General features: G+C 42.5%; 12 protein-coding genes. 8 read left to right on the forward strand and 4 right to left on the reverse strand.

Features of this window, described 5'->3' with window-relative positions:
- The first annotated feature begins 34 nt into the window (after nucleotides 1-34).
- The 6 genes from FEK29_RS03975 to FEK29_RS04005 all read left to right on the forward strand — a co-directional run bounded on the left by FEK29_RS03975 (nucleotide 35) and on the right by FEK29_RS04005 (nucleotide 7816).
- Nucleotides 35-763 carry a type III pantothenate kinase gene (locus FEK29_RS03975; protein ID WP_138257080.1) on the forward strand — a complete coding sequence of 243 codons (729 nt, stop codon included), beginning with the start codon at nucleotides 35-37 and terminating at the stop codon, nucleotides 761-763.
- The gene (locus FEK29_RS03980) at nucleotides 764-2050 is read left to right on the forward strand and encodes a porin family protein (RefSeq protein ID WP_138257081.1); all 1287 of its coding nucleotides are present in this window, start codon (nucleotides 764-766) and stop codon (nucleotides 2048-2050) included.
- Nucleotides 2051-2089: 39 nt separating this feature from the next.
- The gene (locus FEK29_RS03985) at nucleotides 2090-3460 is read left to right on the forward strand and encodes a tetratricopeptide repeat protein (protein WP_138257082.1); all 1371 of its coding nucleotides are present in this window, start codon (nucleotides 2090-2092) and stop codon (nucleotides 3458-3460) included.
- Between the two features lies 1 nt (nucleotide 3461).
- Nucleotides 3462-4067, forward strand: coding sequence for an LPS export ABC transporter periplasmic protein LptC (lptC, locus tag FEK29_RS03990; protein WP_240042657.1), 606 nt, complete (start codon nucleotides 3462-3464; stop codon nucleotides 4065-4067).
- 198 nt (nucleotides 4068-4265) lie between these two features.
- Nucleotides 4266-5552 carry a hemolysin family protein gene (locus FEK29_RS04000; protein WP_138257084.1) on the forward strand — a complete coding sequence of 429 codons (1287 nt, stop codon included), beginning with the start codon at nucleotides 4266-4268 and terminating at the stop codon, nucleotides 5550-5552.
- Nucleotides 5553-5695: 143 nt separating this feature from the next.
- Nucleotides 5696-7816: a peptidylprolyl isomerase gene (locus FEK29_RS04005; protein ID WP_138257085.1), complete on the forward strand. Its 2121-nt coding sequence runs from the start codon at nucleotides 5696-5698 to the stop codon at nucleotides 7814-7816.
- A gap of 47 nt (nucleotides 7817-7863) precedes the next feature.
- Here the strand turns inward: FEK29_RS04005 and FEK29_RS04010 are convergent, their stop codons facing one another.
- Complete coding sequence (locus tag FEK29_RS04010) at nucleotides 7864-8769, reverse strand: GYDIA family GHMP kinase (protein WP_138257086.1); 906 nt, start codon at nucleotides 8767-8769, stop codon at nucleotides 7864-7866.
- On the reverse strand, nucleotides 8770-10086 hold the full coding sequence (locus tag FEK29_RS04015) for a hydroxymethylglutaryl-CoA reductase, degradative (RefSeq protein ID WP_138257087.1): 1317 nt from the start codon (nucleotides 10084-10086) through the stop codon (nucleotides 8770-8772).
- A 207-nt stretch (nucleotides 10087-10293) separates the two neighbouring features.
- On the opposite strand from FEK29_RS04015, the gene FEK29_RS04020 reads away from it, so the two are divergent.
- Nucleotides 10294-12459 (forward strand): S9 family peptidase, encoded by a 2166-nt coding sequence (locus FEK29_RS04020; RefSeq protein WP_138257088.1) that lies wholly within the window; start codon nucleotides 10294-10296, stop codon nucleotides 12457-12459.
- Between the two features lie 26 nt (nucleotides 12460-12485).
- A complete protein-coding gene (locus tag FEK29_RS04025; RefSeq protein ID WP_138257089.1) occupies nucleotides 12486-13985 on the forward strand; it encodes a peptide MFS transporter in 1500 nt (499 codons plus the stop codon).
- Between the two features lie 2 nt (nucleotides 13986-13987).
- Here FEK29_RS04025 and FEK29_RS04030 read toward each other — a convergent pair whose 3' ends face one another.
- Together FEK29_RS04030 and FEK29_RS04035 are read right to left on the reverse strand one after the other, a co-directional pair.
- On the reverse strand, nucleotides 13988-16006 hold the full coding sequence (locus FEK29_RS04030; protein ID WP_138257090.1) for a ComEC/Rec2 family competence protein: 2019 nt from the start codon (nucleotides 16004-16006) through the stop codon (nucleotides 13988-13990).
- Between the two features lies 1 nt (nucleotide 16007).
- On the reverse strand, nucleotides 16008-16583 hold the full coding sequence (locus FEK29_RS04035) for a C40 family peptidase (RefSeq protein WP_138257091.1): 576 nt from the start codon (nucleotides 16581-16583) through the stop codon (nucleotides 16008-16010).
- Between the last annotated feature and the right edge of the window lie 38 nt (nucleotides 16584-16621).

The raw sequence follows: 16621 nt of genomic DNA on the forward strand, positions 1-16621 counted from the left end.
TTTCAATGCAAAAGCCATTCTATAAATTTACACCATGAATCTAGTCGTTGACATAGGGAATACCTTCGTGAAGTTTGCCGTATTTGACAAAAATACCTTGATTTTTGACGAACGGTTTAAACTGGAGGAGTTTACGGCCAGGGTCAAAAAACTTTTTAAGCGTTACCCGGGCATAGAAAGGGCCATCTATGCATCCGTAGGTGCCACCGATAAAACCTACATTACCGTTCTGACCTTGTTCTGTAAGGTACATGTGCTTTCCCATGAATCCAAAGTCCCATTTAAGAACAGTTACGCCACGCCCCAAACGTTGGGAATCGATAGAATTGCCCTGGTAACGGCCGCTTTTTATCATGCGCCCCATAAAAATACGCTAGTGATAGATGCCGGTACCTGTATCACCTATGATATGGTGAACGATTTTGACGAATACCTTGGAGGGGCCATCTCCCCAGGACTGGAAATGCGCTACAAGGCCATGCACCAACAGACTTTGGCATTGCCGCTGCTTCCTATGGAGGCACCACTGGATTTAATAGGAAATACCACCAACAGCAGTATGCACAGCGGTGTCGTCAATGGTGTTTGTGCCGAATTGGACGGAATAATCGATCAATATGCAACCCGTTTTAAAGATTTAACAGTTATTTTAACAGGGGGTGATAGTCATTTTTTGTCTAAAAGACTAAAAAATACCATCTTTGCGGATTCCAAATTCCTGCTAAAGGGACTTAATTATTTGCTGGAATACAATAAGCACTAGATGATCAAGAAAATTGTAATTGCAATAGTGTGCATGGCCTCCGCGGGCATGTATGCTCAAAATGGTACGGTTTCTCCCTATTCGTTTTTCGGTATTGGTGACTTAAGGACTTCGGCAACGGTTGAAAACCAAATGATGGGTCATATTGGGGTCTATGCGGATAGTATTCATCTAAATTTACAGAACCCTGCGGCCTATGGAGAATTAGGCCTGGACGTAATGGATAAAGTGGGTCTGGTGACGTATACGGCCGGGATTTCCAACAAACAGGTGCGGCTCAAAAGTTTTGAGGAAGAACAGAGTAGCTCCCTGACCACGTTGGACTATCTATCTTTAGGTTTTAGTCTGGGAAAAGGTCTTGGAATGGGATTTGGGATTATGCCCTATTCTTCGGTTGGCTATAATTTTGTGGATGAAACTTCCAGCAGTGGTCAAGCATTGACAAACATCTTCAGCGGGGAAGGGGATTTAACTAAGGTGTATTATTCCGTGGGCTATCAAATTATAAAGGATCTTAGCCTGGGTGTGACCATAAACTATAATTATGGCACTTTGTCCAATGAAAGGCTCCAACAAGTCGAGGGTGTGCAGTTTGGTACTTTTGATAGAAGGTCCTCCCAAATAAACGGGTTTGATTTTAATTATGCCCTCTTGTATACCCCACAGATCAATGAGAATCATACCTTACATACTTCCGTTAGGGTAAATACCCAAGGAAATTTGGTTTCAAGGAACAATAGGAATATCGGTTCGTTCTCAGTCGCCAGCGGCACCAATATCGAGAACTTAGAGGTTGATCTGGAGGCAATCAACCTCAGAAATACGGAATTTAAGATTCCTACTACCACTACTTTAGGGTTGGGTTATGGAATGGATTTTAAATGGTTTTTAGGTGCAGAATATAGTTTTCAGGGGTTGGGTTCCTTTGAAAATCCTTTTTTAGGAACTAATAATATCGAATACAACGACGCCAGTTCCTTGGCCTTGGGTGGTTTTATAACACCTGATGCAAGGTCTTTTGATAGCTACTTAAAAAGAATTACCTATCGAGCAGGCGTGCGTTTGGACAAGACCGGAATGGTGGTAAACGATGTGGATATAAATAATTTTGGCATAACTTTTGGATTAGGGTTACCATTGGGACGAAGTTTCTCCAATCTCAATGTTGGTTTTGAGCTGGGCAGAAGGGGAACCACCAGGGCGAATTTGATAGAGGAGAGTTACTTTAAGGTCAATGTAGGCCTTTCTTTAAACGATCGATGGTTCCAAAAACGAAAGATTAATTGATAAATTTTTAGTACATTAACCACTTTTAAAATTAGAACGATGAAAACTAAACTTTACTTCGCGGCAATTGTGTTCCTTGGGATGATGGGAGTAAGTAATGCACAGGCGCAAAACCCTGAATGTATGACGAACCTGTCTATATTTTCAGAGCATGCAAAAGTTAAAAATTATGATGCGGCTTATGAGCCATGGAAAAAGACATATGAGACCTGTCCTCAGTTGAACAATGCGATCTATGTCTATGGTGAGCGCATCCTGAACGATAAAATTGAAAAATCTACCGGAGCTGAAAAGGAAGGGTATATCAATGAGCTTATGGGGCTTTATGACAACAAGCTTGTCCACTTTTCCTCAAAGACCAGTCCTGGAGAAACTATGGTGGATAAGGCAATGGTAATGTATGATAACAAAATGGCCGACGATTCCAAAATGTACAGCATGTTGTCTGAAGCTTTCAGCAAGGATAGGGAGAATTTCACCAACCCAAAAGCTTTGTATCTATACTTCTCAAGTTTAGTGGATTTGCACGAAGCAGGTAAAAAGGAACTTCAAGAGGTTTTTGACGTATATGATGACGTAACTGCAAAAATCGATGAGGAGAACGAAAAGCTTACGGATAACATTGCTAAGTTACTTCCAAAGGAAGAGGCCGGTACGTTGACCTCAAAGGAGCAAAGGTCTCTTAAAGTTTACAATTCCTACTCAGAAAACTACGGTAAAATTGCCGGGAGCATCGATTCTAAATTAGGAAAATTGGCAGATTGTGAAAACCTAATTCCCCTATACGAAAAGAGTTTTGAGGAAAAGAAAGGTGACGTGAAGTGGGTAAAAGCTGCAGTGGGAAGAATGTATAATAAGGAATGTACGGAAGACCCGATGTTTAAAAAATTGGTGGAGGTACAAGCACAACTCGCACCATCAGCGGATACCTATGTATATTTAGGTTCCTTGAAAAAGTCAAGTGGCGATACCAATGGTGCTGTAGCGGATTACAACAAAGCATTGGAACTGGAAACGGATGCTAAAAAGAAGTCGAATATCGCTTACAAAATTGCGACTAGTTATACTAAATCAAGTAGATCCACTGCAAGAAGTTACGCCCAAAAGGCAATTGATGCCAATCCGGCGAACGGTAGAGCTTATTTGTTGATTGCAAGCTTGTATGCTGGTAGTGCCAACGAATGTGGGAACACCCCATTTGAAAAGCGTGCCATCTATTGGAAGGCAGCTGATATGGCAAGACAGGCTGGTAGGGTAGACCCTGCGTTAAGTGGAAGGGCCGGCCAGGCTGCGGCTAGTTACAACGCAAAAGCACCAACCAAGGAGATGATTTTCAGTGCCGGGATGGCAGGACAATCGGTATCTTTCTCTTGTTGGGTAGGAGGAAGTGTAAAGGTACCTTCATTATAAAATGACAATACATTTTGTAGATATATTTAAGGGCATTGCCATGGTTTCCATGGCAATGCTTTTTTTTTCATGCAAGGATAATTACAAACGGGTTGGCGAAGAAGCCAAGAAGGAAATTTTTCCGCAGGGTGTCGCAAAGAATTTTGTGTTGACCTATACGGAAATTCCAGAAAACCTGAGTGCTGAGGATACAGGGAGTTCTAAGGTGTTGGCCGTAATTTCCGGGCCTCTTCGCAATGACTTTGACAATTTGAAATTTCCACACCAGACCTTTCCTGAAGGGGTTTTGGTGGAGATATTCAATGAGAGGAATGAAAGGACGACCATACAGGCCGATCAAGGTATTTATTTCACGGCAACGGACGTCATTGATCTTCAGGGAAACGTGGTGATCAAGGGCCATGATGGTAAAATGTTGGAAGCCCCACAGTTGTACTACGACCAAGAAAACGAGTGGGCTTTTACCCAGGAAAAGTTTAAGTTTACAAATCCGGAGGATGGTACCGTTATGGACGGCGAGGGGATGGACATAAAAAAGGACCTCACCTTCTTGAACGCCCATAAAACCTACGGTCTAATGTTGATTAAAGAAGAAAAGGATGATTAAGATTTTACGTTATACGGAATACTTATACATTTTGGTAGCTGTTTTTTCGATCTACAGGGTTTATACGGATTGGAATACAGATAGAAGTATGGCCTACATTTTCATTTTTTTTGCTGTCGTTTCCATAGGGATGTTTCTATTCCGAAGAAATTATCGCAAAAAATTCGAGCAGCGCTCAAAGGATAATCAAAAATAGCGGTGGACAGTAGTATCGTAATTATTGTACTTTCCTTACTTTTTTCAGCTTTTTTCTCTGGAATGGAAATCGCTTTTGTATCCGCGAACAAAATCCATATTGAAATTGAGAAAAAGCAGGCTGGATTTCTCGCCAAGGTATTGACAAGGCTCACCAAAAGGCCTTCCAAGTTTATTGCGACCATGCTAATTGGTAACAATATAGCCCTAGTGGTGTATGGTCTTTTTATGGGTGAAGTGCTTATGAACTGGTTTTTGGGTATGCATCCTGAAAATGAAATCGTTAGGGTCTTTTTGACGGATTTCAGTCTATTGACCCAAACCATCATCTCAACTTTGGTTATTTTGATTACGGCCGAGTTTCTCCCCAAAGTACTGTTTCAAATCTATGCGAACAGTTTATTGAAGTTACTTGCCATTCCTGCTTATCTGTTTTATTTGGCATTTAGTTTGGTATCGGATTTTGTCATCTATGTTTCGGATTTCATTTTGAAATACATCTTTCGTACCTCTGGAGACGAGGTCCAATTGGCATTTACCAAATTGGAACTGGGGGATTATATTACGGAACAAATGGAAACGGTTGAAGAGGCCGATGAGGTGGATTCCGAAATCCAAATTTTTCAAAATGCGTTGGAGTTTGCAGAGGTCAAGGCCCGTGAGGTCATGGTTCCCAGAACTGAAATTACCGCTGTGGAAATACATGAAACGCCTAAAAATCTTGCCAAGTTGTTTACGGAAACCGGCTATTCCAAAATATTGGTTTTCAAGGATACTATTGACAATGTCATAGGTTATGTACATTCCTATGAACTATTCAAAAAGCCCAAGACCATTAAGAGTATACTGCTTCCTGTGGAATTTGTTCCAGAAACCATGCTCATTCAGGATATATTAAATGTGCTGATTAAAAAGCGGAAAAGTATAGCTGTTGTTTTGGACGAGTATGGAGGGACTTCCGGTCTAATGACCGTAGAGGACATTGTAGAGGAGCTTTTTGGGGAAATTGAGGACGAGCATGATACCACCGACCTGAAGGAGGAACAAATCGACGAACGAAACTATTTGTTCTCGGCTCGATTGGAAGTGGATTACATCAACGAAAACTACAAACTGGAACTGCCCATTGGTGATGAGTTTGAGACCTTGGGAGGTCTTTTGGTGCATCAAGTTGGGGAAATTCCTGAAAAGGATTCGGAAATAACGATTGATCATTTTAAGTTCATCGTTTTGGAGGTTTCAAACACCAAAATAGATTTGGTTTCCCTGGAACTTTTAAAGGAGGATTAACAGATTTACTCGGATATTCCAAGTGGTGGAAATCAAAATATTGGGAGCCGAAGCAACCATATTTTACGTGCCATTTTAGTTTTTATTATTTCAATTAAAAATGGTAATTTCGCCAACTGATTTTAACTTTTTGATTCGATAGGATGGCAGTTTTAGAAAACATTAGAAAGCGTACCACGGTATTGATACTGATTATAGGTCTGGCACTATTCGCCTTTGTGATTTCTGGGGTATTCACAAGTAGTAATTTTGGGGCCGGAGGTAAAATAGGTTCGTCCGTAGCCGAGATCAATGGGAAGGAAATATCCATAGACGAGTTCAGGCAGAAGGTGGAAACGGCTTCCCAAAGAATGGGACCAACGGTTTCTTCCATGCAGACAATGAACCAGGTCTGGGATCAAGAGGTAAGAAGGAGCATTTTGGAAGAACAATTTGAGGATTTGGGAATCGGCATCGAGCAGGACCAAATCGTAGATTTTTTAAGAACTACCGGATACGCCCAAAATCCCGAGTTCCAGAACGAGAACGGGGTTTTTGACCCTAACAGGTTCCGCTCCACGGTATTGGATTGGAAGAACAACAACCCGGCCCAGTACGATTTTTGGTTACAGACCGAAAAGGAAATCGTTCAAATGGCAAAGGAGCAAACATACTTTGACCTTATCAAGGCAGGTGTGGGCGCTACTTTAAAGGAAGGGGAACTGGATTATAAATTGGCCAACGAGAAAATGGATATTCGGTATGTGAGGGTTCCGTATTCCTCAATTCCGGACAGTACTATAACGGTAACCAAGAGCGAGATTTCGGCCTATGTGAACGAACATAAGGATGATTTTAAACAGGACCCTGCCCGTGATATCCAATTTGTTTATTTTAGTGAAAAACCATCGGATGCGGATGATTTGGCCGTGAAGGAAGCGATTACCAAGTTGTTGGATGACACAGTGGAGTACAATGCGCAGACCGATAGAAACGATACCATTGCTGGCTTTCGAAATACGCAGGATATGGAAGCTTTCCTTGATAGGAATTCCGATATCAAATTCGATACTATTTATAAAGCGAAAAAGAACCTACCTTCCAGTGTGGCCGATACCTTATTTGCTATAAATGTGGGTGAGATTTACGGGCCTTACAAAGATGCCGGTTCCTATAAGGTTTCCAAAATGATGGGTAGAAGGCCCAATGGCTCCGTCAAGGCCAGCCATATTTTGATTGCCTATGAAGGTGCCACAAGAGCCAATCCAGAAGTTACCAGAACCAAGGAAGAGGCAGAAAAGGAAGCAACGCGTTTATTGGCAGAGGCAAAAAAATCTGGAGTGGTATTCGCTGAATTGGCTAGGGATAACTCTGATGGCCCATCTGCACCCAACGGTGGTGATTTGGGATATTTCCAACAAGGAACCATGGTGCCCGCTTTCAACGATTTTGCCTTTGGGAATGACGTTGGAACTATTGGGATGGTGGAGACCGATTTTGGTTTCCATGTAATAAAAGTCGATGATAAGGAAGATTTGGTTCAAATCGCCACCTTGTCCAGAGAGGTAACGGCATCCGAAGAAACGACAAATAAATTGTTTACCGATGCCACCAAGTTTGAAATGGAAACAATTGCCGATGAAAGCGCATTCTCCGAAATAGCACAGAAAAGCGAGTATTTGGTTCGTCCCGTAAACAAAATAAAACAACTGGACGAGAACCTTCCAGGTTTGGGTGCCCAAAGAGCTATTGTTCAGTGGGCCTTTAATGAAGATACCGAAGTTGGTGACATCAAGCGATTCAATATCAACGATGGTTATGCCATAGTACAATTAACGGCTATATACAAAGAAGGACTAATGAGTGCCGAGGATGCCTCGGCCACCGTACTTCCTATTATTAGAAAGGAAAGAAAAGCAGCGCAAATTATGGCCGCTAACCAAGGTAAGGACATGAATGCCATTGCTTCGGACAACAATACAACGGTTTCAACGGCAAGTGCCCTAACCGTAAAGTCGCCTACCATTCCTGGTGCGGGTAGCGAACCGGTAATCGTGGGTACTGCCTACGGAATGAAAGAAGGCGAAACTTCAGGTCTTTTGGAAGGGAACACAGGTATTTTTAAAATTGAGGTAACCAAGAAAACCGAGGCCCCTAAATTGGACAACTACGCTACATATGCGAATACCTTAAAGACCAATTCGGCCAATAGGGTGAATTCTGATGTGTACAATGCCCTAAAGGAGTCCTCTGAAATTGAGGATAAAAGAGCTACCTTTTATTAATAGTTCGTATCTATAAAATTGAAAGCCTTCCACTTGGAGGGCTTTTTTTATAATACCATGCTGGAATAGGGTAGTATGGTATCGTATCCCTTTTGGCGGAAATATTGCATATCGTCCATAGTTCCGGTTGCCAAAATAAAATCCCCGCCCCAAGCTCCCAGGCTTTTGATACAGCCTTGATAGTCGGGAAAAAGTTGGTTTTTAATCGTTTCGACTTTTAATGTTTTGGAAAGTAAATGCTCATGCCTATTTATTACAGTTTCAAATGTTCCAAGATCTTTCGCTGCTATAAGTTGAGTGGTAAGACCGTTTATTTGGGCAATAAGCTCATTTTTATCAATATTTAATTGACGATAAGCCTTAATAGCATCCCTGCTATTTTGTTTCTTGTTTAAATAAATAAAGAAAAGCCGGTCTTTAAAAATTGGGTCAAAATTTACCTTTTCTACTTTAGGATCGCTCCCCATTTTATGATAAACGATGGGAGTGTCGTTCTGGGCACAAGCAATATCGTATCCACTGCCGCCAAAAGTAGCTTCCAGAAGTTTATAGGGATCCACTTGTGCCCATTGGGAAATGTTATTGATGAGGGTAGATGAGGATCCCAGGCCCCAATCTTTGGGGAAGGTCAATTTCGTGTCGACATAAACGCCGTTGCTAGCATCCAAAAAGGAAGAATTCAAAGCTTTGGTTTCTCTTAAAATAGTGATTAATCTCTCGGCAGATTGTACGTCGGAGGTGGCGAGAAGGCTGAAATTTTTTGAGGATAGGTCCGCCGTAAACCATGGGGTGTTTTTGTCTGTCAGGCTTTGCCAGTTGATTTGTCCCGTAGTCGCGTTTTTTACGGATAAATATTGACCAAATTTGGTGGGTATTGCAAGTCCGTTTGCACCATCCAAAATGGCATACTCGCCAGTAAGCAACAATTTTCCGTTGCTGTAAAACTCGGTCATCTATTTTCGTAGGTTTTCAAGGGCGTTCAAAACACCCCTATGGGTTACCGTATGGGTTTTGAAATGAGCTAAGATGGCTTCTTTTTCTTTGTCGGTCGCGTTATGTTGGTTCAGGATATTCATCAAATGCATTTTCATATGACCTTTTTGAATCCCGGTGGTAACCAAGGAGCTTACCGCCGCAAAGTTCTGTGCAAGACCCGCCACGGCCATGATCTGCATTAACTCTACCGCCGAAGGTTGCTGTAGTATCTCCAGATTGAGTTTCACCAAAGGATGCAGCTTTGTGAGTCCGCCAACGGTGCCCACTGCCAAGGGAATCTCTATCCAGAAAGAGAATACATCACCCTCGATTCTGGCATGCGTCAAGCTGCTGTAAGTTCCGTCCTTGGCGGCATAGGCATGCGCGCCGGCCTCAATGGCCCTAAAATCGTTTCCCGTGGCCAATACAACGGCATCGATTCCATTCATGATACCCTTATTATGGGTTACGGCCCTGTACGGCTCAACTTTGGCAATTTCCACGGCACGCACCATTTTTTCGGCGAAATCCCTGGGCGATATATCCTGGGTAAGGTCCAATTGGTCAATGGGACAACGCACTTCGGCCTTTACCAGGCAATTGGGCACATAGTTGGACAAAATGCTCATCACGACCTCCAACTGTTTTTCCTGCTCCGAAAAATCGGGATGTGCCAAAGCCTCTTTTTTAAGTGTTTCGGCAAACTGTTCCAAACAACTATTGATAAAGTTCGCGCCCATTGCATCTTGGGTCTCAAACGTACAATGCAGTTGATAGTAATTTAGGAGCTCACTAGTTTTGTCCTTTAGAACAATGTCCTTGATTCCGCCTCCTCGCTTTTGCATGCTCTGGGTCAAATGTTCTGCTTCGGACAACAACGTTGGTTTAATATTTTTGAAGAAATCCAATAGTTTGGACGCATTCCCTTGGTACATGAAATGTACCTGGCCCACTTTTTCCGTACCCAAGACGGTGGTCCTAAAACCTCCCCGGCCCTCCCAAAATTTGGCCGCCTTACTGGCGGCGGCAACTACGGAGCTTTCCTCAATGGCCATGGGAATGGCGTAAAGCCTATCGTTGATCAAGAAATTTGGGGCAATGCCCATCGGCATATAAAAATTACTAATGGTATTTTCTATAAACTCGTCATGGAGTTGCTGCAACTGCGAATCCGAATTCCAGTAGGATTCTAGGATTTTTTTTGATTCTTTGGGATTTTGGGTATAGTTGGCGGCGATCCATTCGATTTTTTCTGATTTGGATAGCTTGGAAAAACCTGCAATGGGCTTCTTCATTCTCTAGGGTTTCTTGGGTAAATCGGGTAACTTTTTTAGTTTAAACCAGGCCGTGAAACGGTAGTTTCTAGGGTAAAGATAATCATAATGGACCTAATGCAAACCAACGTGAAAGCATCGTTAAAAATCAGGTCTTTTTGAATGGATTCTGAGGTTTTTTAGAGAATTAGTGGTAAACTTGGAGAATTTAACATATTTCATTATTTCATGCGAAAATTTTACGTGCTGGTACTTTTCTTGATCGGTTTTCAATCGGCTGTTATCGCCCAACAAAAAAAAATCACGGTAGCCGAAATTTACTCCGGGACCTTTAGTACCCAAGGTCTTGATGTGCTTCGCTCCATGAATAATGGCAGACAATATACCGTGCTGAACTTTGACCCTGCCAGAAAGGTTTCTACAATAGACAAATACGATTATAAAACCTTGGAAAAAGTTGAAACCATCGTTTCCTCGGATGCTTTGGACGGTGTCCCCTACTTTTCATCCTATGAATTCAGCAATGACGAGTCAAAGGTGTTATTGGCCACGGAAGTGGAATCGATTTTTAGAAGGTCCACATTGGGGGTTTTCTATGTCCTTGATATCAAAACCAAGGAGCTGGTAAAGATCAGTGAAATGAAAATTCAGGAACCTGCCTTGTCGCCCAACGGTGAAAAGGTGGCCTATGTTAGGGATAACAACCTGTATGTGATGGACCTGACGACAGGGAACACCCAACAAATTACCAAGGACGGCAAAAAGAATGAAATTATCAATGGTATAACGGATTGGGTCTATGAGGAGGAATTTGCCTTCGTGCGTGCCTTTGCATGGAACAGTAACGGGACCAAGATCGCTTTTTTAAGGTTTGACGAAACCAAGGTGCCGGAATTTTCCATGGACCTATACGGTACAGAAAAATACCCTTCCCAAAACGTGTTCAAGTATCCAAAGGCCGGCGAGGACAATGCTATCGTGAGCCTTTATTTGTTGGATGTTGCCAGTGGAATAATTTCCGAGGTTGATCTAGGGAATCCTTATTATATCCCTCGAATAAAATGGATGAACAATCCCAACTATTTGAGTGTGCAGACCATTAACAGGCATCAAAACAATCTGCGCTTGCATGAGGTAAACGCCAATACGAAAGCGGTTCGATTACTGTTACAGGAAACGGATGAGGCCTACGTAGATATTACGGACGACCTTACTTTTTTGGCCGATGACAGTTTTATTTGGACGAGCGAGAAGGACGGTTGGAACCATATTTATTTGTACAATTCCGATGGTGAACTGATGAACCAAATCACCAAAGGCCAATGGGAAGTTACCCGTTACTATGGCTACGATCAAAATGAGGACAAGGTATATTATCAATCCACCGAAAATGGGGCTATAAACAGGGGCGTTTACAGTGTGGAGAGCAATGGGAAAAATAAGCGGGATTTGGCTATTGACGACGGGACCAATAGTGCATCCTTTAGTGCGGACTTCAGTTACTTCATCAACACGTTCTCCAACGCTACCACACCTCCCGTCTACACCCTGCACAAGGCCTTAACGGGCAAAAAACTTAAGCACATTAAGGATAATACCGTGCTTTTGGAAAAGATGGAAGGCTATGTTTTAAACCCACGGGAGTTTTCCACCATCAATATCAATGGTAACGATTTGAATATGTACATAATCAAGCCGCAGGATTTTGATGCTTCCAAAAAATATCCCTTGTTGATGTACCAATATAGCGGTCCCGGCTCCCAAAGTGTGAGCAATACATGGTATAGTGCCAGGGATTATTGGCATCAGGTGCTGGTTGCAGAAGGTTATATTGTTGCCTGTGTGGACGGCCGAGGTACCGGATTCAAGGGAAGGGATTTTAAAAAGACCACGTATTTGAATTTGGTAAAGTACGAAACCGAAGATCAGATTGCAGCAGCCAAAAAATTAAGTGAAAGGCCTTATATAGATGCAGCAAGAACGGGTATTTGGGGGTGGAGTTTTGGCGGTCACATGGCAACCAATTCCCTGCTTAAGGGAAATGAAACCTTCGAAATGGCCATTGCCGTTGCACCAGTGACTTCCTGGCGTTTCTATGATACCATCTATACAGAGCGTTTTATGAGGACCCCAGCGGAAAACCCTAGTGGATATGACGACAACTCGCCCTTTAATTATCCTGAACTTTTAAAAGGGGATTTCTTGTTGATACATGGTTCTGGCGATGACAATGTTCATGTTCAGAATACCATGCGGATGATAGAAGCGCTGGTGCAGGCCAACAAACAATTTGAATGGGCGATTTATCCAGATAAGAACCACGGTATTTATGGTGGTAATACCAGAATCCATTTATTCAACAAGATGACCAATTTTGTAAAGCAACATTTATAAGCAACCCATAAACCAAACCAAGAACTATGGATATTACTTCAAAACCCAGCAATGATAGCTTCAAACATCCAAAAGGATTGTATGTACTTTTTACCGCAGAAATGTGGGAACGTTTCAGCTATTATGGTATGCGTGCCATTTTGATACTTTTTATGACTACGGACGTAGCATATGAAGGTTTGGGGTTGACCACAGAAACTGCGGGCGCGGTATACGGCCTTTATACCGCATCTGTTTATTTGATGACCTTACCCGGTGGATGGTTGGCCGATAACATTTTCGGGCAACGAAAAGCCGTTTTCTATGGCGGTGTCCTGATCATGATTGGCCATCTAATTTTGGCCATCCCAGGTTCTCCCATAATATTTTTTACGGGATTGGCCTTTGTAGCTTTGGGAACCGGGTTGTTGAAAGGAAATATCAGTACGTTGGTTGGGGAATTATACTCAAAGGACAGTGGTGCAAAAAGGGACGCAGGATTTTCCATATTCTATATGGGAATAAACTTGGGTTCTTTCTTAGGTCAGATTTTTGTGCCATTATTGGCAGAGTATAACTGGCATCTTGGCTTTGGACTTGCCGCTGTTGGTATGTTGTTTGGATTGATTGCCTTTAAGGTATACTCCCCAAAGTATTTGGCCGACATTGGCGTTGAACCCAAAGTCAAATCTGCAGGAGTAGAAAAAACATCCTCCAATACCTCAATATCCATTTTAATTATTGCGATAGTCTTGATTTCCCTTTTTCTGTTGCAGTTCTTAGGTTATATTGATGTGACAACAGCTACGGGCATTGCACAGGCACTTGGTCTAATCATCGTTTTGATAACCATGGGTTACTTCATAAACATTTTGTTCAATGGGGGTTTGAACACTATCGAGAAGAAACAGGTGGGGGTTATTTTTATACTTTTTGTAGGGATAGCTATATTTTGGTCCGGTTTTGAACAGGCGGCTTCTTCTTTGAATTTGTTCGCTAGGGACTTTACCGACAGGTTTATAGGAGGTTGGGAAATGCCAGCGGGGATGTTGCAATCCGTGAACTCCGCCTTTATAATAATTTTTGCACCCATCATAGGGGCATTATGGGTAAAACTGGCAGCAAGGAATATAAATATAAGAACGCCATTAAAGTTCGCTGTTGGACTTATTTTATTAGGTGCCGGTTTCTGGGTGATGGTTGGTGCCGCCAATGTTGCGGCAAGTGGTACCAAGGCTGGAATGTTCGCTTTAATTCTCACCTATTTTCTGCACTCCATTGGAGAGTTGACCATTAGTCCCGTTGGTCTGAGTGCTACAAGCAAGTTGTCCCCGGCCAAATACTTGGGCCAAATGATGGGAATTTGGTTTGTTGGGGCGGCCCTGGGCAATTTGATCGCCGGATTGATAGGTGGCAATTTTGATCCTGAAAATGTCCTTGAAATGCCCAATATTTTCTTGAACGTCGTTTGGGTTTCCGTTGGGGCCGGAATTATTTTCTTGGTAGCCGGACCCTTTATCAAAAAATGGATGGGCGATGTAAATTAAGCCTATTCAATATCAAAAGCGTAATATCCCATTTCACCTGTATAGTGGAATGGGATATCGTATTTTTTACAGGTCGCTTTCCAGGATTCGATAAAGCTTGGGTAGTTGCTTCCATCTGCAATGACTTCCATGGGATTGGTTTCCAAAATAAGGCGTTCCAAGTTTATTTTGGGCGACGCCGTCAGTAGCATTATGGAACTGGAATTCAGTGGCAGATAAACGCCCAAGCTATCGATTATTTGTAAGGAAGTCCCATTGATAAGGTAGCTGTTTTTAATGGGAAGGTAATCGGTTTGGGTTATGCGTTCTTGTACGCGGTAATTCGCTATCAACTGTTTTGCATTGGTAGTGTCCGTGGTGAACACATGCAGGTTTTTTCCCTTCCTATCTAGTAACACCGAATTTTTTATCTGATGTAGCAGGAGGATTTCTTTAATGTTGTCCGATTTATATTCCTGATACATCGTGTATCCTTGGAACATCAAAAGGAAACCCAAAAACAACATAAGGCGTTTATAGTTTGTTTTGGAGAAAGCATATATCAGGGAGCCTATAAGAAGGTATCCCAAGAGCAGTTGTACACTGTCAAAGGAAATGGATTTAAAAACAAAGGCTTCCTGATCGGCAATCCAGCCAACGATTCGGTTCATGAGACCAATAATCCCATTGTAAACCGAAATCAATTGACTTGGGGCAATGTCCAAAAGCGACAGGAAAATGATACAGATTCCCATTCCCAATATGACCCCTAAAAAAGGGACGATCAATAAATTTGCGATAAAGAACAAGCCCGGGAACTGATGAAAGTAGAACAGGCTTACAGGCAATACCCCCAATTGGGCGGCGATACTTACCGACAATAATTGCCATAGATACCGCACGATCCTGTTCTTTGGATACCACCAACGCTGTAAGAGTGGAAATATCCAAACAATGGCGAATACGGCGGCATAGCTCATTTGAAAACCGACCTGGAACAGCAGGTTTGGATTAATGACCAATAATATAAAGAACATGGACAGGGCCAGAATGTTGAAACTGTTCGAGGGCCTGTTCAGGTACATGGCATAGGCTACAAAGGTGAACATGGCACATGCCCGTATGATGGAAGGTGAAAGCCCCGCAATAAACGCAAACGCCCAAAGAAATAAAACCGTAAGAAGCAGACTTATTTTTTTACCGTGAGGGATGCCATGCAACGGTTTTAAAAGAAATTGAATGAGCAGTAACAAAATGCCCACATGAAGTCCGGAGACGGCCAAAATGTGCACGGCACCGGCATCGATATAGTTGGAATACGTTTCCTCTGAAATATTGACTCGTTCGCCCAAAAGCAGTGCTTGGATAATAGAAAGTTGCTCGGTGCCAAAATTTTCCTTTTTCAGTTTTTGGATGATATCGCTTCGGATTTCTTGTGCATAACCGATCAAGGTCCTAGATGGATTAGGTAAGGTGACAAAATTTTGATTCGAAAGTCTCAGGGAATGATACACGCCGTTTCGCTCCATGTACTTTTTAAAGTCGAACTGATATGGATTTACTATCGGTTTTATGTCATATACATGAGATCGCACCACCAATTCTTGATCTACCGTTAAGAGCTTTGAAGCACTGTCCAATGGCTGATTTACCAGTAGTTGCCCTATGGATTTCTTATTGTCTACCGTCAAAACCGATGCTATGTAGTTCTGGGAATAGGCATTCGGCTTTAAAGTCTCCCGTATTTTTATATGAAGTTGCGAAGCATCGGTCGAAGCAATCTTACTAAAATGATGGTCGTAGTGAATCGGCTGGTATTGCAAGTAGGAAAACATGCCGAGTAGTATGACGGACACCCCTGCCATAATTTCGAATCTCGAACCTTTAGTATCCTTTCGAATGAATAGATACCCCAAAATGGCGAAGCTTACCAACAAAATACCGAAACAATATTCCAAGGGTAGGGGAAAGAAAAATCCAATAAGAATGCCCAGAATCAGCAGTAGCGTACCCTTGATCGGGACAAACGCCAACAATCTCATGTTATAAAATTCTGGTGGCCTTTACAAAGGCTTGGTTCCAAAAACCGTCGCGCAGCGAAGAAATGGTCACGCCCCTAGATGTGGAGGCGTGAATGAATTTTATTTCGTCATTTTCAACGGTTACCACCATACCCACATGGTTGATCCGTTTGGAACCACGGGTAGTCTTGAAAAAAAGCAAATCGCCTTTTTCAATATCCTTCACCCGGATTCTTGTACCTCTTTCTGCCATGCGGCTTGAGGTTCTTGGCAGCTCCACATCATGTTCGCTGAAGGACACATATAAAAGTCCGGAGCAGTCCATACCTTTTCGGGTGGTTCCGCCATATTTGTAACGCACACCGGAAAATGTCAATGCGGTATTGATGATATTATCGGCTTTGGTAGCATTTCCCTTTGGAGTTTCAATAGGATAGGAAGTTTTTGGAGTGTCCTCCTCTTTAATTTCGGTACCGTTTCTTCGGGCCCCATACGCCGCAGCAACGGATATGGTACGTTCGTTTGGGGTCGCCTTTTTTTTGGAACTGCCGCAACTGGCAAATAAAATAAGTAGCAATAAGGTGGAGAAGTAGCGCATGGATTTCAAGTAGCATCTTTTACTTGAAGATCAAAATT

It is taken from the genome of Maribacter aurantiacus (assembly GCF_005780245.1).
Taxonomy (GTDB): domain Bacteria; phylum Bacteroidota; class Bacteroidia; order Flavobacteriales; family Flavobacteriaceae; genus Maribacter; species Maribacter flavus.